We start from the raw sequence: 23,513 nt of genomic DNA on the forward strand, positions 1-23,513 counted from the left end.
AGCGGAAACGATGATTCGATTCGACGGAATCCAGAAGTGGTACGGCCAATATCACGCACTCCGCGACATCAATCTGACGGTGAAGAAGGGTGAACGCGTCGTCATCTGCGGCCCTTCGGGAAGCGGCAAATCGACTCTTATTCGTTGCGTCAATGGTCTTGAGTCTTATCAGAAGGGTACGTTGAGCGTCGGGGGGACCACGCTTGGTAATCGCGAAGGCGTAGATCGCGTGCGGCAGGAGGTTGGCATGGTCTTCCAGGGATTCAACCTCTTTCCCCATATGTCGGTCCTTGAGAATTGCCTTCTGGCACCCATGTCGGCACTAAAACTGCCGCGCAAGGAAGCAGTCGACAAGGCAATGGGGCTGCTCGAGCGCGTCAAGATTGCCGACAAGGCGGAGAGCTATCCCAGCCAGCTGTCGGGCGGTCAGCAGCAACGTGTCGCCATTGCCCGCGCACTCTGCATGAACCCGAGAGTGATGCTCTTTGATGAACCGACCTCGGCACTGGACCCGGAGATGATTAAAGAGGTTCTGGACGTGATGACGGACCTTGCTTCCACGGGTATCACCATGCTGTGCGTTACCCACGAAATGGGCTTTGCGAAAGTGATGGCGGACCGGCTCATATTTATGGACCAAGGGACGGTCGTGGAAGAGAGGTCGCCCCGTGATTTCTTCGACGCGCCCGAGACCGACCGCGCGAAGGCCTTCCTGGCCCAGATTCTCCAGCACTAACGCACCGACTACCCACGTCGACTTCGGTTTATACCGATATATTGATATAAAGACACGATTGGTGACGTTGCGGTTGAGCCCTCTTCAGCGAAACTATGAACGCTCCTATTTCCATGATGATTGAACCGCTATCAGCGAATTCGCTTCTCATGCAGTCCGCTGCCCCTGTATCAGAGAAAGTGGCGGAAGAACTCGTTACCTCCCACTACGACATTCGTGGTCGGGTGACCCGACTTTCCGGAGAGCGCGACCAGAACTTCCTCATCAAAGACCCGCAAGGGCAGAAGTTTCTTCTCAAGATTTCCCATCCCGCGGAGGACCCCGCAGTCACCGACCTGCAAGTGTCCGTTCTACTTCACCCCGCGCGGAAGGACCCTTCACTTCCGGTTCAGCATGTCATTCCCAGCGTTGAAAACAACGCGATTGAATACGCCGAACTCAATGATGGCTCGAAGCGTTCGATGCGGCTGGTTTCATTCGTGGACGGAATGCTTCTGAAAGATGCGAAACCGAGTGTCGCGCTGCATCGAAACCTTGGTCGGATGCTTGCTCGAATCGGACTCGCGTTGCGCGATTTCGAGCATCCGGCAGCATTTCATCCCCTCTCCTGGGACATCCAACACGCGACGTCGCTCGTCGAATTCCTCCCTCGGGTGAAAGATGGTGCTCTCCGCAGTTCGCTTGAGAGCGTGTTCGACAAGTTCGCCACGGTCATTGCCCCTTCAATGGGTAACTTCAGGCGCCAGGTCGTGCATAACGATTTCAGCGCTGACAATGTACTCGTATTTGCCGGCGACAACTCCGAGGTTAGTGGGGTGCTTGATTTCGGTGATATGGCGCACACGCCTTTGATCAACGACGTTGCAGTTGCTGCGGCCTACCTGCTGGGCGACTCGGAAGACCTGCTCAATGATGCTGCCGTACTGGTTGGTGGCTATCACGAGGTCAACCCGTTGCTGAAGGACGAACTCGCTCTGTTGTACGACCTCGTCACCACCCGGATGGCCGTTCGCATTGCAATCACCGAGTGGCGTGCCATCGAATTTCCAGAAAACGCCGAATACATCCTTCGCAACACGCCGCGGTCGTGCTTGCAATTGAACCGTCTCCTCTCACTTGACCAGTTCCGCGCACAGCACGAACTGATTCGTTTCTGTCATACGGAGTAACTGCCCCATGTCTTCTACCGCTTACATGCTTAATGGCTTTGATGTGGCTAACACACACAAGGTCGAGCCGCACATGCAGGAACTCATCGCACAGCGCGCGAAGCGTCTCGGGCCGTCGTACAAGCTGTTCTATGAGCACCCGGTTCACTTCGTTCGTGCGGATGGCGTCTATCTCTATGACTCGAACGGCACTCCTTATCTTGACGTGTACAACGATGTTCCGTCGGTCGGCCATTGTCACCCGCGCGTCGTGGAGGCTGTCACGCGTCAGATGTCTACGTTGAATTCGCACACGCGATATTTGAACGAAGGGATTCTGAGCTACGCGGAGCAGTTGCTTTCGACCTTCCCTCAGGAGATGAGCAATGTGATGTTCACCTGTACGGGCAGTGAATCGGTCGACCTTGCCATGCGTGTTGCCCGATTCAATACCAAGGGCACTGGCTTCATTGTCACGCGTAACGCCTATCACGGCATTACGGCGTCGGTCGCGGAAATTTCACCGACCATGGGGCCGCATGTTCCCGTGGGTCAGCATGTTCGAATGGTAAAGGCGCCAGATGCATATCGCACTGCTCCTGGTGTGGACGTCGATACCGAGTTTGCCCAGGAGGTCGAGCGCGCCATTAACGAACTTGAGCGCCACGGTATCCGGTTCGCCGGCATGATTGTGGACACAGTGTTCTCGACTGACGGTCTCTTCCCGCACCCGGCGGGCTTCCTTCGCAAGGCCGTCGATGTCGTGCATCAGCGCGGCGGCCTTTTCATTGCTGACGAAGTGCAGCCCGGTTTCGCACGCCTGGGCGATTCGATGTGGGGTTTCCAGCGTCACAACATCCTGCCGGACATGGCTGTGATGGGCAAGCCGATGGGCAACGGCCTTCCGATTGCTGCTGTCGTGGCAAAACCGGAGCTGCTGGTGGAGTTCGGCAACAAGGTTCGGTACTTCAACACTTTTGGAGGCAACTCTGTCTGCATCGCAGCCGCTCAGGCAGTTCTTGACGTCATCATGGACGAGAAGCTCCAGGATAACTCGAAGAACATGGGCGCATACATCCTCAAGGGATTGCGCGAGTTGACGGCTGGTCATTCGGGCGTTGGCGATGTGCGCGGCTCCGGTCTCTACCTAGCCGTAGAGTTCGTCAAAGACAAGCAGACGAAGGAACCGGACGGTGAGTTTGCGCTGAAACTGGTGAATGCGCTTCGCGAAAATCGCGTGCTTATCAGCGCCACCGGACCTGCAGGCAACAGCCTAAAGATTCGCCCGCCGTTGCCTTTCACCCGGGAGAACAGCGACGAATTCCTCGATATTTTCAAGATGACCCTTGAGCAGATTTCCTGAGAGCGACCAGTTCAGGTCCTTCAGACTCTCTCGCCTGCTTCAAGGGGTGCAGTGGCCCGCCTCGTCACTTAAACAGGAGACGCTTTGATGTCAAGGCAGACTATTCTAATTACCGGTGCAGCGGGGCGTGTGGGCACGCTACTTCGCCCGATGCTGCGCAGCAGCTACAACCTGCGTCTTATTGACCTCGCGCCGATTGTCGATGCTCAGGATGATGAAGAGGTCTTTCGCGGCGACCTCGCAGACCCTCACATTGCGAAGCTGGCGGTCGCAGGTGCGAGTGGTGTCGTCCATCTCGCAGCAGCGGTTTCGCCGTCGATTGCTTTTAAGGAAACGTTGGGACCGAACTATCAGGCAGTTCTCAACCTTCTCGAAGCGTGCCGGATGCATGAAGTCAAACGCTTCATTTTCGCGAGCAGTCACCACGCTGTAGGACTGCTGTCCTCAGATTCGACTGTAGCGGACGACTCGTTGCCCGCTCCTGACGGGTTCTATGGGTTGAGCAAGGCATTTGGTGAGGCTGCGTGCGCAATGTATGCACATCGCTACGGTATCAGCACGCTAGCAATTCGCATCGGTAATGCTGACCCAGAGGTTGTCGACGGCCGACGTGAGCGGCTGTGGACGAGTGGCCGCGACCTGGTTCAACTCATTGAAATCGGTCTGAAGGCGGAAGACCTCAAATATGAGGTGGTTTATGGCGTTTCCCACTGTCCACGCCCCCTGTTGAACAACGAAATGGCCGAGCGTCTTGGATATTCCCCGATGGATTACGCATCGGAGAACCGGGCCCCAGAGTTTCGTCCTCTCGAGACCCTAAGCGCAAACGACGGAATTGACTACGTCGGTGGCTTTTTTGCGGTCTCCGACCTTCCTGACCCCACGGTGCAAAAATGAAGATCGTATCGGCTGAGACGATGGTTGTCGAAATCCCGTTCCAGCTTCGCGGAACGGGCGTGGGAATCATGCCTACAGCATGGAAGAGTCTTGAGTTCGCACTGGTCAGGCTTGAAGACGAACGGGGTAACGTCGGATGGGGCGAAGGCTTCGGATACTTCACGGTGGATGCGACCAAAGCAATCATGGACCAACTGATTCTTCCGACTCTCATCGGAACGACCATCGAGGATATCCCCGCGTGGAATCTGCAGACGCAGCGCCGCATTCACATGTTTGGTCGATATGGCGTGACCATGTTTGCAATCGGTGGCGTCGACCTTGCGCTCTGGGACCTGAAGGGCAAGCGCGAAGGCGTTTCGGTATCAAAGCTGCTTGGGAACGGACAGCGTACGTCGATTCCGTTTTACTGCAGTCCGGTGCGCTACGCCGACCCGAAACTCGCCGCAATGACCTGCGAAGAAGCAATGAAGGCCGGCTTTTCCGACATCAAGCTACACGAAATTGCGCTGAAGGAAATTGCAGCTTGTCGCGAGGTCCTCGGGGACACCCGCGCGATGTGTGTGGACGTCAACTGCGCATGGACGAAGGATTTCATTGACGCCAACCGGGCCGAGCTTGAGGAGTTGAATCTGAGCTGGCTTGAGGAGCCCATCTTCCCGCCCGAGGATTTCGAGGCGCTCGCTGAACGCCGTAGTTCGTCGTTCCCCATCGCCGCAGGCGAGAACTGGTGCACGACGCAGCAGTTCCGGTCCGCGCTCTCAGCAGGTGCCGTCGATATCGTCCAGCCTAGCGTCACGAAAGTTGGTGGCATTTCTGAGTTTGCGGCTGTACTCGATGTTGCGAGTCAGTTCGACGCATCTGTGATGCCGCACTCACCGTACTTCGGACCGGGCTTCTTCGCAAGTCTGCAACTGGCCGCAGCCTTCGATTCGGTCAAGGCGTTGGAGTGGAATTTTGTTCAGCCAGATGCATGGCTTGCAGACGTTGAAGGCATCCGGCGCGGCGATGTCGTGAATGTTCCGCAAGGACCTGGGCTCGGTTTTGAACCCGACATGGACGTCCTCAAACGTTACCGTCGCGCGTAGTTCGTCAGAGAGAAAAAGCAATGCTTCCAAATCATATCCGTGGACTCTGGTCGTCCAACCAGAAGGCGCTCAATGGTTGGCTGTCCATCCCCAATAGTTTCACGGCAGAAATCATGGCCGAGCAAGGCTACGATTCCATCACAATCGACCTGCAACATGGGGTGGTAGATGGGCAGACGTCGCTGGGTATGTTTCAGGCCATGCGAGCGTCAGGCGTGACCCCGATGGCTCGCGTGCCCTGGCTCGACGCCGGACAAATCATGAAGGCACTCGATACCGGGGCCTACGGAATCATCTGCCCGATGATCAACAGCAGGAAGCAAGCGGAAGAGTTCGTCTCATACCTTCGTTATCCACCCAACGGTGTCCGGAGCTACGGACCCACGCGAGCGGTCATCTCCGCAGGTCCGAACTATCGCTTTGAAGCGGACGAGCAGGTTGTCGGCTTCGCGATGATTGAGACAAGCGAAGCAATGTCCAACCTGAACGAGATTGTGGCGACCCCAGGCCTTGATGCTGTCTACATCGGGCCCGCAGACCTCGCCATTGATTTGACCGGAAAGAAGTATCAGCCAGGCTTCGACCGCGAAGAACCGGAAGTGACTGATGCAATTCAAAAGATCCTGACGGCCGCACATAGCGCCGGAATCCGCGCGGCGCTGCATTGCGGGTCCCCGGAGTATGCGCTCAAAGCGCTAGGGTGGGGTTTTGACCTCGTCACCGTGTCCAACGACGTCCGGTTGCTAACGGCGGCGGCAACAGCCAGCGTGCGACAGGTGCGCGAAGGAATGGCGTCTGTCATTAGCGAGACACCCGCCGCACAGACGGGCGGCTACTAAGTTCAATCGAGAAACCAGGAGAGAAGGATGGCTGACACATTTCGAGGAGACGGAGGAATTAAGCCTCTGCACCCGACGTTTGTTTGTGGACATGGACCGACCCACGTAATCGTCGCACACGGCTGGATGGGCGACAGTCACCTATTCGACCCATTGCTTCCGTTCATCGATGCGGAGCGGTTCACGTACGCATTTATCGACTGCCGTCGGTATGGAAGTCGGGTAGGCGAGAGCGGTCCGAAGACAATCGAGGCTGCGGCTGACGATGTTCTTTGCGTCGCTGCCCAACTAGGGTGGGAAAGATTCCACGTTGTCGGTCATTCGATGGGTGGCATGGTGGCCCAGCGCCTCATGGTCGACGTGCCTGACCGGTTGCAGTCGGTCGCCCTGATAGCGCCCGTTCCTGCTTGCGGGGCGACCTTGGACGATGCTCGACGCGCCTTACTCTCGAAGGCTATCCGCGAAACGGCAGCTCGCCGCGAACTCATTGATCTGAACACTGGCGGCCTGCGCGACAATGCGTGGCTGGACGACCTTCTGTCGGCAAGTGTGTCATCCACATCTGAAGCCGGACTGCTTGGATATCTCGAGTCGTGGGCAGGAACCAACTTCCAGAGCGAGGCGGAAGGTTCGAAGGTTCCAACGCTCGTGGTGGTGGGTGACGTCGACCCCGGCTGTTCGGAGGGCAGGATGAAAGATACGGCGCTTCGCTGGTATCCGCAGTCTACCCTGGTGCTATTGCCTCAGACCGGACATTACCCCATGCGCGAATGCCCGCAAGAACTCTCGCGGGTACTCAGCGATTTCTTCGTGATGCAGACAGCCTGAGAACAACTCTCGGCGACGGCATCCACGAAGCACTGAGCCAAACAGCGGAAGCTCGTTCTCTCGCATCTGTGTTTGTTGAACCATCGCCATCCATGCGTCGCGGCAAGCGCTGAGCTTTGGCGGGTGTTTGACCTCGCTGCGCATCGTAGGCGACACAAAGGAATACACCGATATATTGCTATATTTTTGGCGCGTTACACTGCTTTCACGTTAGCGAATTCAAGCAGTTGCGAAGGAGCCTCTCGCACAACGGAACCACATGTTTTTGAGGATATCTACGATGAATCAGCGTTTAGTCCGCTTGGCTGCCGCAACAGTGATGGCAATCGCAACGGTTTCGGCCCAGGCAAAAGATTGGAAGGTTGTTCGTGTCGCAGTTGAGGGCGTGTATCCGCCGTTTAACTACATGGACAAGGGACAACTTGTCGGCTTTGATGTTGATATAGCGAAAGCGCTCTGCTCGAAGATGCAGGTTCAATGTCAGTTCACCACCCAGGAGTGGGACGGCATGATTCCTGGCCTTATGTCGGGCAAGTACGATGCCATCATCTCCTCGATGGCTATCACGGATGAGCGCAAGCAAAAGGTCGATTTCTCTGACAAGTATTACGCCACGCCAGCACGCTTCATAGCGGCCAAGGACACTGACATCAAGGACGTGTCGCCCAAGGCACTGGAAGGAAAGACGATTGGCGTGCAGGGCTCGACCACGCAGGCCACCTATCTACAGGACCAGTACAAGAACTCGACCATCAAGACCTACAAGTCTGTCGATGATGCGAACATGGACCTCGCAGCTGGCCGCATCGACCTCGTGATGTCGGATTCGGTTCTGCTCTACGAATTCCTGTCCAAGACCAAAGATGGTTCGTGCTGCAAGTTTGTGGGCCCCGAAATCCGCAACGAAAAATACTTCGGCCCAGGCAAGGGAATCGCTGTACGGAAGGACTCAGACGACCTGCGCGACAAATTCAATGTGGCAATCAAGCAGATTCTGTCGGACGGAACGTACAAGACCATCAACGCAAAGTACTTTCCGTTCTCAGTCTATTGAGACGACGCACGAATGGTAAGCGCCGCCCATGTCGCTGCACGGGCGCGCCGATTCCTAGGCAGGATGCACAATGCGTAAGTATCTAAAGACGTTCCTTGCATTCGCCGCGTTTCTGCACAGACGCGATAAATGGGACGCGCATACGGCTTCGCGCAGGATTGCGGTCATTCACTTATGGTTTTCCGAATGTAAGGTGACTGTGGACTTTGCGGCGCTGCCGGTAGATATGATGCCACTCACGGGCTATTGAATGCCAGGAGGCGCTCCAGCGGTGCTTGAAGCGCGACCAGTACCTCCTCGAATCCGATTTCAATAATCGAGATGAATTGCCCATCGTTTCTGATGGATGCGCCTCTGTAGTCACTCGGGAACAAGGGCTGCTCGTTGTATTCGAAGGCCACGGGCCAATGTCTCAGCTGGCGCCTATGTCAAGGACCTGCGGCACTTTTGACGCTCCGTTTCGCAGTACAGAAGGTCGAGCCAGCTCTTCCTTTGGATGGCGGTCGTGTCTCCCCGTTGTCTGGAGACATTATTTAACGGTACACATGGTACAACTAATAGTATTACTAATAATTGATTTGGAAAAAAATGAAAAAATTCGCAACGACAGCAATCATTTCGGGGCTCGCGGCGCTAGCAGGCCAGGCGCATGCGCAAAGCACGGTCACGCTCTACGGCGTGGTAGATACGGGCCTCATGTACATCCACAACAGTGAAGGCCATTCCACGCAGATTGCAATGGCGAGTGGCGCGCAGTCCGGTCCACGGTTCGGCTTGAAGGGCACTGAAGATCTGGGCGGTGGCCTGAAGGCAATTTTCCAGATTGAGAACGGCTTCAACTCCACGAACGGCAAGCTTGGGCAGGGTAGTCGGATGTTTGGACGCCAGGCCTATGTCGGCCTGACCGGAAATGGTTGGGGAACTGTCACGTTGGGACGCCAGTACGACCCAACGGTGGACCTAGTGCAGCCTGTCTCAGGCGACAACTGGCTCGGCGGTTTCTTCACGAGCCCGGGAGACATTGATAACGCCGACAACAGCATCCGAATCAGCAATGCTGTGAAGTGGGTCAGCCCGAACTGGGGTGGTCTGCAAGTCGAAGCGCTGTATTCGTTCGGTGGTGTCGCTGGCGCTGTTGGGTCTGGACAGACATACAGCGGTGGCGCGAGCTACAGCAATGGCGCACTGTCGTTGGCCGCCGCATATCTACATATCGACAACGGCAATGGAGCGCTTTCAATTCGAGGAACGACGTCGGCAGACTCGCTCTTCAACAGTTCTGTCAACAACGCTTACGCTTCGGCACGTTCCATCAACATCACCCGGGCAGGTGGCAACTACGTGCTTGGTCAGTTTACGCTGGGCGATTACTACAGCTTCTCGCAGTACAACGCCGACGCCAAGTCAACGTTCGCCAACTCCGAGAAATATCACAACTTTGAAGTCTATTCGGTCTGGCAGGTTACGCCCGCGCTGCAGGGCCAAATCGGCTACGACTATATGACTTCTCATGGTGATTCTTCGGCGAAGCAACATACGGTCTCCATAGGCGCCGACTATTTCATCAGCAAGCGAACCGACGTGTATACCGTCTTTTCCTACGCGAAGGCCAGCGGGCAAAATGGCCTTGGTGCCGCCCAGGCTGTTATCGGTTCGAATGACGTCGACGCCGGCTCGGACAAGCAAGGCCTCGTTCTGGTTGGTCTGCGTCACAAGTTCTAAATTGCGTGGAACGTTGCGAGGGTGAGTTGCATCTTCATCCGAGCAACGTTTCTAACCGGTCTCCACGGGATGACGCCCGTTTGTCCCATGCACCCGCATGGGACTTTTTTCCCGCGCTTCTTTTCGGGGAACCTTGTCTTTGGCGCAGATTTCCGGTTAGAACGCTCCCGGCTGCATGAACCTTTGTGGGCCGTCCCAATAAATGTCGGCGTTAAATCAAGCGATCTGTGTCTGGAGCTGAAGCCGCAGTTTTAGGCCTTGGACTACAGGCGGCCCACAAACGGTCACTCGTCCAACGAAGCAAAGTCGGCAACAATTTCCCTTGCCGCAACGATTGAGGATCCGCCTAAAGCGCGACAGCGCGACGCCGGATGCGTCGGTGCAAGCAATTTTGTTACCACTAGACGGCCGGAAATTAGCGGCTTCCACGACTATCGAGAACAAAATTGCTTGCAAAAAGTTCAAGCAAAATTGTTCCTTCGGCCGACAGTTCAAGCAATTTTGTATCTTTTTCGACAGTGCGGCTGAATCTTCGCCTTGCATTCCTGCGAAAGCGCTCTATGGTCTTATAGGCATCCGCCCCCTGGCTATCGCCGAGCGGGCGCTATGGAGCGTCCATGGAAGCAGGCGACGTTGACGACAGCCTTTACTGCTCCACCCGGACGATGGGCAGGCGAACTATCGACACATCGCAGTGGGTCAGTCCCGATGAGGGTGCGCTCGAAGGCGGCCGGCGCGCGCTGTATTTTGCGAGGAAGGAAGCGGTCTCGCTGTATCTTTCCGGTGCGACGGCCGACACCATCAAGCGGCGTACCTCACTTGGCGCAAAACAGGCCTATCGTCTGATTCGTGAACGTTGCCTCGAAACCCATCCAGACGGGCGGCCTTACGGATGGCGGGGGCTGGTGCCGTGGGTGCGGCTCAAGCACTACCGGCGGTGTCGGAAGATCCAGCTCGATCATTTCGGTGGCGGCGCCGCTGGCGCGCTGCAGGCACTACTCGATGCCTGGCCAGAGCTTCGCCACGCATTCGAAGCACGTATTTTGGCGGGCGTCTCAGGCAAGCGGCTGGTCGAAACGAAGCAGTCGAAAAGGCGCCATTGCGCATGGTTTCTCGACCAACTTCGTGGCCTTGGGTATGAGCAGCGCGGCGAGTGGCTGTTTAATACGGCAAGGTTGGGTTATGTCTCGATTGGCCGGTATGTTGACAGCGTGCTGTCGGCGAACCCAAGAGCGTTAGCCGCGACGAGCGGCGGCCCGGACCTGGTCTTAAAGCTGAAGACCGGGGACGGCGCTGGACGGCCGGTTATGAAGTTCATGCAGCGTGTCGAGATGGATGCACACAAACTCGACGGACGCTTTTGTGTGTCGCTTCCCCTGATGGGGGGCGGTTTCCAGGAGAAGATCGTTCATCGCCTGTGGGTCATCGTGATCCTTGAGGTGGTTTCGCGCGCGGTACTCGGCTACTACCTCAGCATGAGGCGGGAAGTATCAAAAGACGACGTCCTGCGCGCGCTCAAACGGGCATTGAGCAGGTGGTGCGTGCGCCCAGTGAGTTTCTGCGACAAACCGTATCTGTCCGAAGCCGGGCTCCTCTCGGGGCTTGGCGACGATTTCGCCGGACTGTGCTGGGATGAAACCAGCGTAGACGGCGCCCTGGCGGAAACCTGCCAGCACGTGCGCGATGCGCTGCGCGATGCGGTTGGCGCCACGGTACTTGACCCAAAAAACTCGTTTTCGAAACGTCGAAGCAAGGACGATCGGCCATTTATCGAAGCTTTTTTTTCGTAACCTGGCGGGACAGGGCTTTCAGCGCCTTTCCAACACCACTGGCGGCAAGCCTCAGGACCGCAAGGGCCGGCAGCCGGAAGAGGTTGCCCTGGCGAGCCGATTCCAGTACGAGTATGCGGAAGAGTTGCTTGACGTGCTCGTCGCAAACTACAACGCCACGCCACACAGCGGCATCGGCAACCGGACGCCGCTGGCGTATGCGAAGTTCCTGTATCAGCATTCGCAGCAAACCTTGCGTCGAGCCGATCCTGCCGTTGTAGACGCACTATTGAGCATTCGCAAGCGCTGTATCGTGCGCGGCGGCGCGCAGACGGGGCGCGCCCCGTTTGTCGAGTTCTATTACGGACGCTACACGAACGAGGTGCTTCACAATCGGCACGACCTCGTCGGGTCCGCGATCTGGGTGGTCTGTCACAAGGAGGACGATTGCCGGGTCGCGCTCGCCTCCACGCTCGACGGCATGTTGCTCGGCGTGCTGCGGGCGGCGCCGCCCTGGAACATCTCGCCGCACAGTCTTTCCGTTCGAGCTGCAATCCGTCAGGCCTGTTCGCGCGGGCAGTTCACGATCCCGGCGGGCGCAGATGCCATCGATGCCTTCATGCGTTATGTAGAAAGCCACGCGCATCACCGCTTGCCCGTCCATCCGGCCTACCTGGAAGCACGGCGCATATTGTCTGCGGCTGCCGACCCGTCAATCGGGGCTGCCATGCTGGACGCAGCGATGGCTCGGGGCCAGCAGGCGGCCAGCGACGCTTCCGGCGACGACAGCACGGGCGGTAAGGCCACACGCAGCCCGGTGCGGCACGGCGCGGCGGCTCCACCGAAGCAGGCGGGTCCCGGCGCCACGCTCCCGCCACGTCGAATGGCGGAATCGCGGTAGGCCATGCGGTTCTCCCTGCCCGAGCGCGTCGATCCGCGACATTGCATCGTGACGAAGCAGTACGCGGTATATACGCCACCCATGCACGAAATGATCGAGCAGATCGGCGAATGGATCGACCAGCAACGACCGGGCGGCTACATCTATGGCGCCTCGCGGCTGGGCAAGTCGCGCTGCGTACAGTGGTATGTTGAAAAGGTGCTGCAAGAGCGCTTTAGCGCCGTGGTGCCACTGGTGGTGTGGAACCGCCGTCCGGACAGTCAGACAAGCGAGGCGGGATTCTGGCATCAACTGTTGCTCGCTTCACACTTCGAATTCGCCCATCCGACGAAACCGCCGAAAAAAGCGGAAGGGATCTACCTCTGCAAACAGCGCTTCATTGCTCTTGCGAATAACGCGAAGCGAAATTACGTGATGCTAATCATTGACGAAGCGCAGGATATCACGTTCCGGGAGTGGAAATGGCTGCTCGGTATCCAGAATGACCTCGATTATGAAGGCTACCTGCTGAGCGTTTTTTCCGTCGGCTCGCACCAGCTGAACTATCGTCATGAGTATATGGCGATCACGGGCAACGCCCACTTGGCCGCGCGTTTTATGGCTGCGCATGCGCGGTTTCATGGTCTGCGCCCGCCGGACGAAATCGCATACGTGCTCAACGGCTACGACATCGATTCTGAGTGGCCACCTGGGAGCAGCGTTTCATACCTGCAATACTTCGCACCGGGCGAATTCAGGGAAGGGCGCCGGCTCGCGGACTGCGCAAGTCACCTATGGAAAGCGCTTATTGAGCTTTCGCCCGAATCTGCACGCCGGCATTTCGAGTTTCCCATGCAGCATGTCGCCAGGGCAACCGAGGCGATACTCTTCCAGTTGGCCGTGGGCGAGACCTGGGACGAGGTGACGTCCTACGAAAACTGGCTGCGTGAACTCGCGAAATCCAATTTTTCGGATCACATGCGAATAATCGCCAACAGCAACTGACGGATATGGCTGCGTATCCCTCCGTCAACTGGTGGCCCGGCAATCTCCGCCCGTATGAGTCCAGGCTGTCGGTCCTTGTCCGTTTCCGGGAGTTGAACGGTATCAGCAGCGACAGGTGTTTGAGGTTCCTGAGCATTGCCCCGGATCCAGATTCGCCGCTGCCGCACGAGGAGGCAGTTCGTCTGTCGGAGATCCTGCACGAAGCGTTGCCTGATGTTCAGGCTTTCATTTCGCCGTCCGTCGTGTTCGTAAATTGTGGGCACTACGGCCCCCCGCCAAACAGGCGCGATCGTCATTGCGTGCGCTATTGCGACGCATGTGCACAGCGCGGCTACCACAGCTATCTGCATGAGCTGGGTTGGCTTTCCAGATGTCCGTTCCATATGTGCGAACTGAAAGACGCATGGGTCGGAGTGCATGCAGGTTCCGTCGCGGCCGGACACATGGCTGCACTCAAAATCGTGATGCAGGAGCACTGCGGGTCTTGGCCCCATTGCAACAACTCTTTTCCTTCTGGCGAAGATGAATATCTGTCGCTTCTTCGAGACTGGGTCACCCGCGCTAGCCTGGCCGCAGCACACATGGCGCGAAGAGAGATATGGCGCTCAGGAGACGATGGATTTCTGGGAAACCTCTCATTGGCCCAAGCTTTTGGCCAGTTGCGTGCTCTCGTGCCGATGCCTGAAGTAATTGAGTCTCTCCTTGTAAAACCTGGAGACACCTGGGGCATGGAGACCTGTCGTTTTCCACCGCAGACCAGGATCAAGCTCGAGCATCTCCGGTCACGAGGTCTCGGATTCGCCAGCGTCCTTGACTTCTACAAGTGCATCAGCGCGTTTTCCGTGGCTTCGCCTTCTTTTGTCACCCTCGCCAGGCATGCCCAGGATTCCCTCCGGGAACGCCACGGCATCTGTCGCTGTGAATGGAAACTGACGGTTGAAGGGTGGCACCCCAACTGGGTCAGGACGCATAGGGAGGAAAGCAAACACTGGTCGTTCCGATGCCCATTTGACGTTGCTCTCGCTGAACTTGATCTCTGTTGGGCGCATCAGGATCCGGGGCAAATCGGCCGAAATCCAACTCAAAAACTGGCGCGTTTCGTCGGACTGGCTCACGAAATGCGTGCTGCGGGGCTTATCCGATATGTAAAGGATTCCAAGATATCAACCAAGGGGTACCTCTATACCGATCAGGAGATAGCATCGTGTTGCGCGTGGTTGCACGGTTCACCGCTCTCGGAGTTTCTCGAAAAGGCGGCAGAGTGGGAAGTCGAGGCCACACGCAGCGCTGTCTCGGTGTGGCTGGATAACATTGACCGTGGGCGTCCACCTGGGCAACGGGATGACCCAAAATATTGCATCCGCCTCCTGGAAACCGACGACGGATTGTCGCTCATCCGGTGGGTCAAGGAACCCGAAGGGCCGGTTCGTGCATGTACCTCGCCCGGGTGGCGAAAGACGGCCACCTGAATGCTGATTTTGTCTTCGCGCTGGCGATGAGGTACATGGTGACCGGCAGCCCCGATGACGAATGCAGTCTCTGGCGTCCTCATATACCATTGCAAAGATGCTGCCCGGGAGCCAATCATGGACGTGATCCGCAGCAAGCGCCCGATACAACCCGCAAATACCCGAAGGCCGCTGCGCAGGTGCGCGTGTTTTTGGGTCAGCCTCGATCGCGACACCAAGGGGGCGAGGAACAAAATTACTTGCAAAACGGGAACAAAGTTACTTGAACCAACGGCTGCGCCGTCAAACTGTTGCTGAGTCCGGAAAACCTGAAGCGTGCCGCCCGTTCGACCTTCGTACTGGATGCCGGTCTCAGCGCGTAGCGCTTGCAGACAGTCCCGGCTGTATTCGGCGAGGCGCACCATGCGCGCTTTGTTGATGGCATAACGTTCGGCCGTGCAGTTCTGCAGCATCTGCCACATCCACTGCAGCTGGAACTGCTTGTCCGCGTCGTCTGGGCGAATCGCGAGCGGTGCGTGCTTCTGAAACATCCATTTCACGGCTTTGAGCGGCACGCCCGGCGCTGCCCACGGCGCCGCGTAGCCGGGCGAAATCTGCCCCGCGTTCGCAAAACTCGTCTCCAGCGCGGGACCTCGTTCGCGGTCGATGACGGTGACCTCGTGTCCTGCACGTGCGAGATAAAACGCGCTCGTCACACCGACGACTCCACTGCCCAAAACAACAACTCGCATGGCGTCTGCCTGGTTGACAGTCTAGATCGCGCATCCTAGTCTGTGTGCAACGATGCACACATAAAAGTGCTCAGGAATGTGTGATGATCGGGTTCACTTCAACGATTTACCGATGACCTCGGGAGGTAATTATGGTTCTGCTTGCTCGCTTCACCCGGCACGCTTTGACGTGCCTGGCTGTAACCGGTCTTCTCGCTGTTGGCATCCCGGCTCACGCGGATGACGCCAGCGCCTGGCAAAGTGTCAAGAAAGCTGGTGTTCTCCGTTGCGGCGCGGCCATCGCGCCGCCCTATGTGATGCGTGACCCGAAGACGGGCGAATACAGTGGATTCTTTTCGGACCTTTGTCGCAGCTTTGGGCGGGACGTGCTTAAGGTAAAGGTTGAGTTCATCGATACCACCTGGGACAACATCGTCGCCGGTTTGCAGTCCGACAAGTGGGACCTCTCGATGGCGTTGAATGACACGCCGGAACGCGAAAAAGCCATTTCCTTCTCCGCCCCTGCCACGGACTACAACGTCTCCTTTGCCTACAACAGGAACAATCCAAAGATTTCCAAGGGCGCTCAAACCATCGCCGATATTGACAAGCCGGAAGTGACCGTCGCGGTCATGTCGGGATCTGCGCAGGACAAGGCGATTTCGGCCGCGCTGAAGCAGGCGCGCATCATGCGATTGCCGGGTAACGACGAGACCCGCCTCGCTCTCATGTCGAAGCGCGCGGACCTCCTCGCTGACGCAAACATCACCAACATGCTTCTGACGGAAGCGCATCCCGACTGGGCCGCAGTCATTCGTCCGCAGCCGCCGCTCGCGCAACAGGAAGTCGCCTTCGGTGTCAAGAAGGAAACGCCGGCCGCTGACATCGCCGTACTCAACAAATACGTGCAGGAACAGGTCAAATCCGGCGCAGTCGACCGCCTCATCAAGGTGTCTGTTCACGCCATGCTGGTCGCAAACAAGTAAAGCCACCGCCGGCGCGCACCGCGCATGAAATGCGCAGCGCCGAGTACGTTTGCAGAATCACGCGTCGATCAGACTCCGACAAGTTTGACGGCGTAACGCAGTACGCAAGACTGCGCATAGATTGAACAGGATCGCGAGATCGTTATCCGCCAGTTACCAAGCAGTACTGACTTGGCAGCGGCTGGCACGGTCGCCAGCCGTTGTTCATTCGAATCACACACCACGCGCCCGCGGGCGCGTTCGCTGGAGAGATTCCATGCATTCTTCGCAACCGCTGATCAGTCAACCCGATATTCCGTCGGGCGCGCTCGAATCAGCCAACTCAACCTTCGGCGATTTCGTGCAGTTTCGAGACGTCTACAAATCCTACGGTCCGAACCTCGTCGTCATGGACCACATGAACCTGGACATGCGCGCCGACGACAGGCTAGTCATCATCGGACCGAGCGGAAGCGGTAAAAGCTCGCTGCTTCGCGTCATGATGGGCCTCGAAGGCGTCCAGAGCGGCCAGATTGGCTTCCAGGGCAAGCCCTACATTTACGGAGCCGACTCGGGAAAGTCGAAGCGCATCGATACCAGGCTGCAGAAGCAGGTTGGCATGGTGTTCCAGCACTACACGCTGTTTCCGCACCTGTCCGTCCTGGGGAACCTCATCCTCGCCCCGATGAAGGTCAGCGGCATCACCAAAGCAGAAGCGACTGAGCGAGCTCGCAAGTATCTGGCCCGGCTCGGCCTTGAAAGCAAGCTCCACGCATACCCGAGCCAGCTCTCCGGCGGCCAGAAGCAGCGGGTGGCCATTGCGCGTGCCCTCATGCTCGAGCCCAAGCTGATGTTGTTCGATGAAGTCACGTCGGCCCTCGACCCGGAGATGGTCATCGAAGTGCAAAACGTGATGCTTCAGCTTGCGGAACAGAAGATGGCGATGATCATCGTGACGCACGATATGCACTTTGCGCGTGACATCGCCACTCGCGTGGTCTTCTGTGCGAGCGGAAAAATCGTCGAACAAGGCGCTCCGGCCGAAATATTCAAGTGCCCCAGGGAAGCTCGCACGCGTGAGTTCCTCGAGAAAGTGCTGCATCTCGACTGAGGTCCGAACATGAACTACCACTTCGATTTCCGCTTTCTCGAGGGCAGTTTCGGCGCACTGTTCGATGGCCTCAGAGTCACCATCGAGCTTGCTGTCGCCTCGAACCTCATGGGGCTTGTGCTCGGCTTCCTTCTCTGTCTCATGGCAATGAGCAGATGGGTCGCCGTGCGCTGGCCGGCTCAACTGTTCATCGAGTTTTTCCGCTGCACGCCGGCGCTCCTGCAGATCGTCTGGTTCTTTTACTGCATTCCGATGATGGTCGACGTCTTCATCGACCCCATCTTGATGGGGGTGCTCGCGCTTGGTCTCAACCTGACCGCGTTCAACGCTGAAGCCTACCGTGCAGGCGTCCAGGCGGTCCCCAAGGAACACCTCGACGCATGCGTCGCCTTGGGTCTCAAGCCGTGGCAACGCACCCTGTATGTCGTGCTGCCTCAAGCTCTTCGCAGCGCCATGCCGGTCCTCATGACCAATGGCATCGGCAGCCTGCAGCAAAGCGCGCTCGTCGCCATCGTCGCGGTCGCTGACTTGATGTATGTCGGCAAGAGTCTCGCGACGGAAGCCTATCGGCCGCTCGAAACCTACACGGTTGTCGCGCTCATCTACTTTGCCCTGTCCCTGCCCATCGCAAAGCTCGTCCATGTGATCGAGCGGCGTCAGGACCTGGCAGTCAAGCGTTGAGGAGAATGCCATGCACCTCGATTTCTCAGCTGTTCTTCCTTACTGGCTGGTCCTGCTCAAAGGGCTGGGTCTTACCGTTGCGTTCACGAGTAGCTGTGCCGTCATCGGAAGTCTCGCCGGGTTTGTGCTGAGCCTGCTTCGCATGTCGCCCAATCGCCTGCTCAAAGGTGCGACGACGCTTTACGTCGAGTTCTTCCGCGGCACGCCGCTGCTCATCCAGCTTTTTTGGGTGTTCTTCTGTTTTCCGGTCGTCTTCCGGGTCGATATACCACCCTATGTCTCGGTTGTAATTTCCTTGACCTTGTATATGGCGGCCATCACCAGCGAGACGTTCCGGGGCGCATTGAAGTCCATTTCCGCCGAACAGCACGATGCCTGTACTGCTTTGAGCCTGACGCCCCAGGCGAAGATCCTTTATGTGATTTTCCCTCAGGCGCTGCTGCGCGCGATTCCGCCGCTGCTCTCGAATGTCGTGAGTCTGTTCAAGGAGAGCGCGCTCATCTCGTCGGTGGGCGTAGCGGACCTGATGTTCGTCGGGCAGAACATCTCGAATAGCACAGCAAAGCCGGTCGAGTTTCTGACGACCGTCGCCATCATCTACTTCCTGGTGGCTTTTCCGCTTACGCGCCTCGTTGGCGTAGTCGAGTCGCGATTCCTCAGGCGCTTCGCTTACTAACCTTACCCGTCTACTGATGTTATTGGAGAAACACATGCAGATGAAAGGCATCCTGCCCGCACTCGTTACCCCGTTCAGCACTGCCGGTGCAGTCGACCACGACGTTCTCGCCAACATTCTTGAGTTTCAACTCAAGGCCGGCGTCGCCGGTTTTGTCCCTCTCGGTTCGACGGGCGAATACTACGCTCTCGCCCATGACGAGCGTCGCGCGATTCTCAAGACGGTTCTCGAAGTCGTCGGTGATCGCGGCACGCTCATCGCTGGTGCGAATGGTTCGTGTACTCGCGAAGTGATCGAGCAAACGCAACTGGTCCGTGACGCAGGCTACGAGAACGTTCTCATCGCTCCGCCGTATTACGCGCTGCCATCACAGGAAGAACTCATCGGCCACTACGAAGCCATTCTGAAAGCAGTGCCGGACGTCAACGTCGTCCTCTACAACTACCCGGTTCGCACGAATGTGGAGGTCGGTTTCGGCGTGCTGGATGCCTTCAAGGACAACCCGCGCGTCGTGGGGATCAAGGAAAGCAGCGGCAACCTGCTGCGGGCTATCGAAATTGGCGAGACGTACAAGGATAACTACCAGCTGTCCTGCGGTTCCGACGACCAGGCGCTCGACTTTTTCCTCTGGGGTGCGAGCAGCTGGATTTGTGGTCCGGCGAACTGTTTCGTGAAGCCGGTCGTGGACTTTTACAACAAGTTCTCCGCCGGCGACATTCGCGGCGCCCAGGACGTGATGCGCTCGCTCTTCCCGGTCATGGCGACGATGGAAGCTGGCAAGTTTGTGCAGAAGGTCAAGTATGGCTGCGAACTCGCAGGCTTCAAGGTGGGCTCTGCCCGCATGCCTCTGCAGCCTCTCACGGAACAGGAAAAGGCTGACTTCCGCAAGGTCTTCGAAGCCGCCCAGGCGTAAACGTGAAGCCGGCGGAGCAGTCCGCCGGCACTCTATCAAGGACAAGAGCGATGCGCTGGAACAGGACGCTTACGATGGTCGGTTGCCATGCGGAAGGCGAGGTCGGCAACGTCGTTACGGGCGGTCTGATTGACGTGCCAGGCAACACGATGTTCGAGAAGATGGTTTACCTTGAGGAGTATGGCGACGAGCTCCGCAAAATCTGTCTTTTCGAGCCTCGCGGCTCCGTGAATCACAACGTCAACTTCATTTTGCCTGCGACGGACCCGCGCGCGCAGATGGGTTACGTGATTGGAGAGTCCACCGAGTACGTCGCGATGTCAGGCTCGAACACCATGTGCGTGGCAACGGTGCTGCTGGAAACTGGCATCCTCAAGATGCACGAACCGGTGACCGAACTCATACTGGAGGCGCCAGCCGGACTCATCCACGCACGCTGCGAGTGTTCGAATGGCAAAGTAACGCGCGTCGAGTTCACGAATCAACCGGCCTTCGTCGCCAACCTGAATGCCGATATCGAAGTGAAGGGCCTCGGCAGTATCAAGATCGATGTCGCGTATGGGGGCATGACTTACGCTCTGGTCGACGCGCAGTCTCTTGGCTTCAGCATCACGCCGGATGTAGCGCGCGAGCTTTGCGAACTCGGCCAGAAAATCAAGGCAGCAGCCGTAGACCAGTTGCCGTTTTCACATCCTCTCAATCCGCTAATCAAGGGCGTCACGAACACCCAGTTCATGGGGCCACTCCAGCGGGAGAACGGCAAGCTCTTCGCGCGCAACACGGTGATTGTTTCGCCGGGACGATGCGACCGTTCTCCATGCGGAACGGGAACGTCAGCGCGCCTCAGTGTGCTGCACGCGCGTGGTCTGATCGACGTCGGTGAGACCTTCATTCACGAATCCATCACGGGGTCACGGTTCGAAAGCCGGGTTGCGTCGACGACACGTGTTGGCAACTACGATGCAATCGTGCCAGTGGTGTCGGGACAGGCATGGATTACCTCGATTTCGCAGGTTGGCGTTGACCCCACGGACAGGTTTCAGACCGGCTTCACCTTGGCAGACACCTGGCTTGAGGCGGTCGACAACAAGCTCATCAAATCCCACCAATCGATTGCAGGCTGAATCATGAAATCGTACGAACGACTTTTTATCGATGGTCGCTGGGTAGCGCCAGTCAAGAATGGCAGCTTTGAGACTATCGATCCGAGCAGCGAACAGGTTATTGCAAAGGTTGCGGCTGCGACCGCCGAAGACGTAGACCTTGCGGTGCAAGCCGCACGGAAGGCATTTGACGAAGGTCCTTGGCCGCGTATGAGCGGCGGCGAACGTGCCGAGGTCCTCCGTCGCATTGGTAGAGGTATTCGTGACCGCCTGCAGGAACTGGCGGAAATCGAAGTACGGGACAACGGCAAGCCACTTCCGGAGGCGCTCTGGGACGTGGGCGATGCCGCCGGCTGCTTCGAGTTCTATGCAAACCTGGCCGAGAAGCTTGATGAGAATGCCGAGACGCCGGTTGCTCTCTCTGATGAGCGCTTCAGCTCGGTTGCTCGCAAGGAGCCAGTCGGTGTGGCGGGCGCAATCATTCCATGGAACTTCCCGATGCTGATGGCGGCATGGAAAGTGGCCCCCGCGTTAGCGGCTGGCTGCGCCATGGTTCTGAAACCGTCGGAATTGACACCTCTCACGGCGCTTGAGTTAGCCAGCATCGTTTCCGCCGCCGACCTGCCGCCTGGTGTCCTCAACGTTCTGACGGGCCTTGGGAAGGACGCTGGCGCTCCGCTCGCCGAGCATCCGGACATCGACAAGCTTGCATTTACAGGCAGCGTGCCTACCGGCAGCCGCATCATGCAGGCCGCTGCGCGAGACATCAAGAATGTCAGCCTCGAACTGGGTGGGAAATCACCATTCATCGTTTTCGATGACAGCGACATCGAGGCGGCGGTCGAGTGGATCATGTTCGGCATTTTCTGGAACCAGGGGGAGGTCTGCTCCGCTACTTCGCGCGTGCTGGTGCAGCGTGGAATATATGACCGCCTGCTGGAGCGTCTGAAAGAAGAGACCCAGAAGCTCACCATCGGCAATGGCCTGCAAGACGGTGTGCTGCTCGGGCCTATCGTGAGCAAAGGCCAGTACGAGAAGGTTCGCGAGGCGGTCGAGCGTGGCGTGACCGAAGGCGCCCGGCTAGTGGTCGGCGGCGGCCGACCTGCTCACCTGGACAAGGGGTACTTCATGGAGCCGGTCGTCTTCGCGGACGTTCCGGCCGGCAGTTGGGTCTGGAACGAAGAAATCTTTGGGCCGGTCGTCTGCATCCGTCCGTTCGATGACGAAGCAGAGGCGGTGCGCTCGGCGAACGACTCCCGATTTGGTCTTGCGGCCGCGGTCATGTCGCGTGACAACACGCGTTGCGAGCGCGTGGCGAGGGCATTGCGCGCGGGGATTGTCTGGATTAACTGCAGCCAGCCGACTTTCACCGAGGCGCCGTGGGGCGGCTACAAGCAGAGCGGAATCGGTCGCGAACTTGGTGAATGGGGTTTGAACAACTACCTTGAAACCAAGCAGATCACGCGGTACGACAGTGATAAGCCCTGGGGCTGGTACATCAAGTAAGGTCTGTCAATCATGCGCTGGAAAAAGACGCTTCAAATCATCGACGTTCATTGCGAAGGCGAGATCGGCAAAGTCATCACCGGGGGAGTCATCGGAATCCCGGGTGCGACGATGCTCGACAAGATGAACTACATCAACGAGGTCGACGACAGCCTGAGAAGGCTCGTCGTCCTCGAGCCGCGAGGCTGTCTGCAGATGTCTGTGAACCTCCTGTTGCCGCCCACGCGTCCCGAAGCTCACGCGGGCTTCATCGTACTTCAGGCGGACAAGGCGCACCCCATGTCCGGGAGCAACGCCATCTGCGTTGTGACGGCGCTGCTGGAACTAGGCATGGTGGAGATGCAGGAACCTGAAACAACGGTCGTCCTTGACACGCCGGCGGGTCTGGTCACGGCAAGAGCCGCATGTAGTGACGGTCGTTGCACGGGCGTTTCACTCGATATGGTGCCGGCGTTCGTCGAGGAACTCGACTTCATTTTCGACACGCCGAAGTTTGGCAAAATCAAGGCGGACATCGCATTTGGCGGCGTCTACTATGCACTCGTCGACGTCGAGCAGGTGGGTTTGAAGATTGCGCCCGAGAACGCGCGCGAACTTGCCGAGTTCGGAGTCGGGCTGAAGGACGTTATCAACAGCCAGATCAGGATTCAGCATCCGCTTTTCCCGGAAATCAACGAAGTCGCCTATGTGATGTTCCGTAACCGGGTGAGCGAAGACCTTTACCAGACCTGCACAACGCTTCCGCCTGGTCGGGTGGACAGGTCACCGTGCGGCACGGGCAGTTCGGCCAATCTGGCCACTTTGTCGGCTCGCGGTCTCGTCGACGTCGGCAGCCGGTTGAAGTCGCGCTCGACCATCGGCGGCGAGTTCGTTGTCGAGCTGCGAGGAAAGACCGAAGTCGGCGGCAAGCCTGCCGTGTTGCCACGAGTGCAGGGGCGGGCCTGGGTCTATGGCATCCAGCAGCTTGGTGTCGACCCGGACGACCCGCTGGCTGCCGGTTTCATGCTGAGTGATACCTGGGGTTCCGGTTTTCCGAAGGCCTGAGGCGGC

The 23,513-nt window shown here is 57.9% G+C and carries 21 protein-coding genes and 1 pseudogene; 20 read left to right on the top strand and 2 right to left on the bottom strand.

Annotated elements, in window-relative coordinates:
- The first annotated feature begins 10 nt into the window (after nucleotides 1-10).
- The 12 genes from AB3X96_RS34785 to AB3X96_RS34840 all read left to right on the top strand — a co-directional run bounded on the left by AB3X96_RS34785 (nucleotide 11) and on the right by AB3X96_RS34840 (nucleotide 13,329).
- Nucleotides 11-736, top strand: coding sequence for an amino acid ABC transporter ATP-binding protein (locus AB3X96_RS34785; protein ID WP_368593305.1), 726 nt, complete (start codon nucleotides 11-13; stop codon nucleotides 734-736).
- 95 nt (nucleotides 737-831) lie between these two features.
- Entirely contained in the window at nucleotides 832-1,905 is a 1,074-nt protein-coding gene (locus tag AB3X96_RS34790) for a phosphotransferase (RefSeq protein ID WP_368593251.1), read from the top strand.
- A gap of 7 nt (nucleotides 1,906-1,912) precedes the next feature.
- Nucleotides 1,913-3,247, top strand: a complete 1,335-nt coding sequence (locus tag AB3X96_RS34795) for an aspartate aminotransferase family protein (RefSeq protein WP_368593252.1) — start codon at nucleotides 1,913-1,915, stop codon at nucleotides 3,245-3,247.
- Nucleotides 3,248-3,334: 87 nt separating this feature from the next.
- On the top strand, nucleotides 3,335-4,144 hold the full coding sequence (locus AB3X96_RS34800) for an NAD-dependent epimerase/dehydratase family protein (RefSeq protein ID WP_368593253.1): 810 nt from the start codon (nucleotides 3,335-3,337) through the stop codon (nucleotides 4,142-4,144).
- Nucleotides 4,141-5,232, top strand: coding sequence for a mandelate racemase/muconate lactonizing enzyme family protein (locus AB3X96_RS34805; RefSeq protein WP_368593254.1), 1,092 nt, complete (start codon nucleotides 4,141-4,143; stop codon nucleotides 5,230-5,232). Before AB3X96_RS34800 ends, AB3X96_RS34805 begins: the two co-directional genes overlap by 4 nt.
- Nucleotides 5,233-5,252: 20 nt before the next feature.
- A complete protein-coding gene (locus AB3X96_RS34810; protein WP_368593255.1) occupies nucleotides 5,253-6,071 on the top strand; it encodes an HpcH/HpaI aldolase/citrate lyase family protein in 819 nt (272 codons plus the stop codon).
- 27 nt (nucleotides 6,072-6,098) lie between these two features.
- On the top strand, nucleotides 6,099-6,899 hold the full coding sequence (locus AB3X96_RS34815) for an alpha/beta fold hydrolase (protein WP_368593256.1): 801 nt from the start codon (nucleotides 6,099-6,101) through the stop codon (nucleotides 6,897-6,899).
- A gap of 280 nt (nucleotides 6,900-7,179) precedes the next feature.
- Nucleotides 7,180-7,953, top strand: coding sequence for a lysine/arginine/ornithine ABC transporter substrate-binding protein (locus AB3X96_RS34820; protein ID WP_368593257.1), 774 nt, complete (start codon nucleotides 7,180-7,182; stop codon nucleotides 7,951-7,953).
- Between the two features lie 588 nt (nucleotides 7,954-8,541).
- Nucleotides 8,542-9,675 (top strand): porin, encoded by a 1,134-nt coding sequence (locus tag AB3X96_RS34825; protein WP_368593258.1) that lies wholly within the window; start codon nucleotides 8,542-8,544, stop codon nucleotides 9,673-9,675.
- 617 nt (nucleotides 9,676-10,292) lie between these two features.
- Entirely contained in the window at nucleotides 10,293-11,465 is a 1,173-nt protein-coding gene (locus AB3X96_RS34830; RefSeq protein WP_368593259.1) for a hypothetical protein, read from the top strand.
- Complete coding sequence (locus tag AB3X96_RS34835; protein ID WP_368593260.1) at nucleotides 11,392-12,345, top strand: hypothetical protein; 954 nt, start codon at nucleotides 11,392-11,394, stop codon at nucleotides 12,343-12,345. The genes AB3X96_RS34830 and AB3X96_RS34835 overlap by 74 nt, the downstream gene beginning before the upstream one ends.
- A gap of 3 nt (nucleotides 12,346-12,348) precedes the next feature.
- Nucleotides 12,349-13,329, top strand: coding sequence for an ATP-binding protein (locus AB3X96_RS34840; protein ID WP_368593261.1), 981 nt, complete (start codon nucleotides 12,349-12,351; stop codon nucleotides 13,327-13,329).
- 782 nt (nucleotides 13,330-14,111) lie between these two features.
- On the opposite strand, the gene AB3X96_RS34845 is transcribed toward AB3X96_RS34840, so the two are convergent.
- Together AB3X96_RS34845 and AB3X96_RS34850 are read right to left on the bottom strand one after the other, a co-directional pair.
- The gene (locus AB3X96_RS34845) at nucleotides 14,112-14,444 is read right to left on the bottom strand and encodes a hypothetical protein (protein ID WP_368593262.1); all 333 of its coding nucleotides are present in this window, start codon (nucleotides 14,442-14,444) and stop codon (nucleotides 14,112-14,114) included.
- A 629-nt stretch (nucleotides 14,445-15,073) separates the two neighbouring features.
- Nucleotides 15,074-15,529, bottom strand: a pseudogene (locus AB3X96_RS34850) (FAD-dependent oxidoreductase); the annotation flags it as partial.
- A gap of 131 nt (nucleotides 15,530-15,660) precedes the next feature.
- Here AB3X96_RS34850 and AB3X96_RS34855 point away from each other — a divergent pair.
- The 8 genes from AB3X96_RS34855 (at nucleotide 15,661) to AB3X96_RS34890 (ending at nucleotide 23,507) form a co-directional block, all read left to right on the top strand.
- Nucleotides 15,661-16,494, top strand: a complete 834-nt coding sequence (locus tag AB3X96_RS34855; RefSeq protein WP_368593263.1) for a transporter substrate-binding domain-containing protein — start codon at nucleotides 15,661-15,663, stop codon at nucleotides 16,492-16,494.
- 256 nt (nucleotides 16,495-16,750) lie between these two features.
- On the top strand, nucleotides 16,751-17,584 hold the full coding sequence (locus tag AB3X96_RS34860; RefSeq protein ID WP_368593264.1) for an amino acid ABC transporter ATP-binding protein: 834 nt from the start codon (nucleotides 16,751-16,753) through the stop codon (nucleotides 17,582-17,584).
- 9 nt (nucleotides 17,585-17,593) lie between these two features.
- A complete protein-coding gene (locus AB3X96_RS34865) occupies nucleotides 17,594-18,265 on the top strand; it encodes an amino acid ABC transporter permease (RefSeq protein ID WP_368593265.1) in 672 nt (223 codons plus the stop codon).
- A 10-nt stretch (nucleotides 18,266-18,275) separates the two neighbouring features.
- Nucleotides 18,276-18,941: an amino acid ABC transporter permease gene (locus AB3X96_RS34870; RefSeq protein WP_368593266.1), complete on the top strand. Its 666-nt coding sequence runs from the start codon at nucleotides 18,276-18,278 to the stop codon at nucleotides 18,939-18,941.
- A 34-nt stretch (nucleotides 18,942-18,975) separates the two neighbouring features.
- Entirely contained in the window at nucleotides 18,976-19,854 is an 879-nt protein-coding gene (locus tag AB3X96_RS34875; RefSeq protein WP_368593267.1) for a dihydrodipicolinate synthase family protein, read from the top strand.
- Nucleotides 19,855-19,904: 50 nt separating this feature from the next.
- Nucleotides 19,905-20,978 (top strand): proline racemase family protein, encoded by a 1,074-nt coding sequence (locus AB3X96_RS34880; protein WP_368593268.1) that lies wholly within the window; start codon nucleotides 19,905-19,907, stop codon nucleotides 20,976-20,978.
- Nucleotides 20,979-20,981: 3 nt separating this feature from the next.
- Nucleotides 20,982-22,463, top strand: coding sequence for an aldehyde dehydrogenase family protein (locus AB3X96_RS34885; protein ID WP_368593269.1), 1,482 nt, complete (start codon nucleotides 20,982-20,984; stop codon nucleotides 22,461-22,463).
- A gap of 12 nt (nucleotides 22,464-22,475) precedes the next feature.
- Nucleotides 22,476-23,507 (top strand): proline racemase family protein, encoded by a 1,032-nt coding sequence (locus tag AB3X96_RS34890; RefSeq protein WP_368593270.1) that lies wholly within the window; start codon nucleotides 22,476-22,478, stop codon nucleotides 23,505-23,507.
- The last annotated feature ends 6 nt before the right edge of the window (nucleotides 23,508-23,513 follow it).

This window comes from Paraburkholderia sp. BR13439, from assembly GCF_040948805.1.
GTDB lineage: Bacteria > Pseudomonadota > Gammaproteobacteria > Burkholderiales > Burkholderiaceae > Paraburkholderia > Paraburkholderia youngii.

Bases quoted from the DNA above. Each gene is read 5' to 3' on its own strand.
- AB3X96_RS34820 (WP_368593257.1), top strand. From the start codon at position 7,180: ATGAATCAGCGTTTAGTCCGCTTGGCTGCCGCAACAGTGATGGCAATC.
- AB3X96_RS34800 (WP_368593253.1), top strand. From the start codon at position 3,335: ATGTCAAGGCAGACTATTCTAATTACCGGTGCAGCGGGGCGTGTGGGC.
- AB3X96_RS34785 (WP_368593305.1), top strand. From the start codon at position 11: ATGATTCGATTCGACGGAATCCAGAAGTGGTACGGCCAATATCACGCA.
- AB3X96_RS34885 (WP_368593269.1), top strand. From the start codon at position 20,982: ATGAAATCGTACGAACGACTTTTTATCGATGGTCGCTGGGTAGCGCCA.
- AB3X96_RS34855 (WP_368593263.1), top strand. From the start codon at position 15,661: ATGGTTCTGCTTGCTCGCTTCACCCGGCACGCTTTGACGTGCCTGGCT.
- AB3X96_RS34815 (WP_368593256.1), top strand. From the start codon at position 6,099: ATGGCTGACACATTTCGAGGAGACGGAGGAATTAAGCCTCTGCACCCG.
- AB3X96_RS34865 (WP_368593265.1), top strand. From the start codon at position 17,594: ATGAACTACCACTTCGATTTCCGCTTTCTCGAGGGCAGTTTCGGCGCA.
- AB3X96_RS34825 (WP_368593258.1), top strand. From the start codon at position 8,542: ATGAAAAAATTCGCAACGACAGCAATCATTTCGGGGCTCGCGGCGCTA.
- AB3X96_RS34795 (WP_368593252.1), top strand. From the start codon at position 1,913: ATGTCTTCTACCGCTTACATGCTTAATGGCTTTGATGTGGCTAACACA.
- AB3X96_RS34830 (WP_368593259.1), top strand. From the start codon at position 10,293: ATGGAAGCAGGCGACGTTGACGACAGCCTTTACTGCTCCACCCGGACG.
- AB3X96_RS34810 (WP_368593255.1), top strand. From the start codon at position 5,253: ATGCTTCCAAATCATATCCGTGGACTCTGGTCGTCCAACCAGAAGGCG.
- AB3X96_RS34880 (WP_368593268.1), top strand. From the start codon at position 19,905: ATGCGCTGGAACAGGACGCTTACGATGGTCGGTTGCCATGCGGAAGGC.
- AB3X96_RS34805 (WP_368593254.1), top strand. From the start codon at position 4,141: ATGAAGATCGTATCGGCTGAGACGATGGTTGTCGAAATCCCGTTCCAG.
- AB3X96_RS34890 (WP_368593270.1), top strand. From the start codon at position 22,476: ATGCGCTGGAAAAAGACGCTTCAAATCATCGACGTTCATTGCGAAGGC.
- AB3X96_RS34875 (WP_368593267.1), top strand. From the start codon at position 18,976: ATGCAGATGAAAGGCATCCTGCCCGCACTCGTTACCCCGTTCAGCACT.
- AB3X96_RS34860 (WP_368593264.1), top strand. From the start codon at position 16,751: ATGCATTCTTCGCAACCGCTGATCAGTCAACCCGATATTCCGTCGGGC.
- AB3X96_RS34870 (WP_368593266.1), top strand. From the start codon at position 18,276: ATGCACCTCGATTTCTCAGCTGTTCTTCCTTACTGGCTGGTCCTGCTC.
- AB3X96_RS34790 (WP_368593251.1), top strand. From the start codon at position 832: ATGAACGCTCCTATTTCCATGATGATTGAACCGCTATCAGCGAATTCG.
- AB3X96_RS34840 (WP_368593261.1), top strand. From the start codon at position 12,349: ATGCGGTTCTCCCTGCCCGAGCGCGTCGATCCGCGACATTGCATCGTG.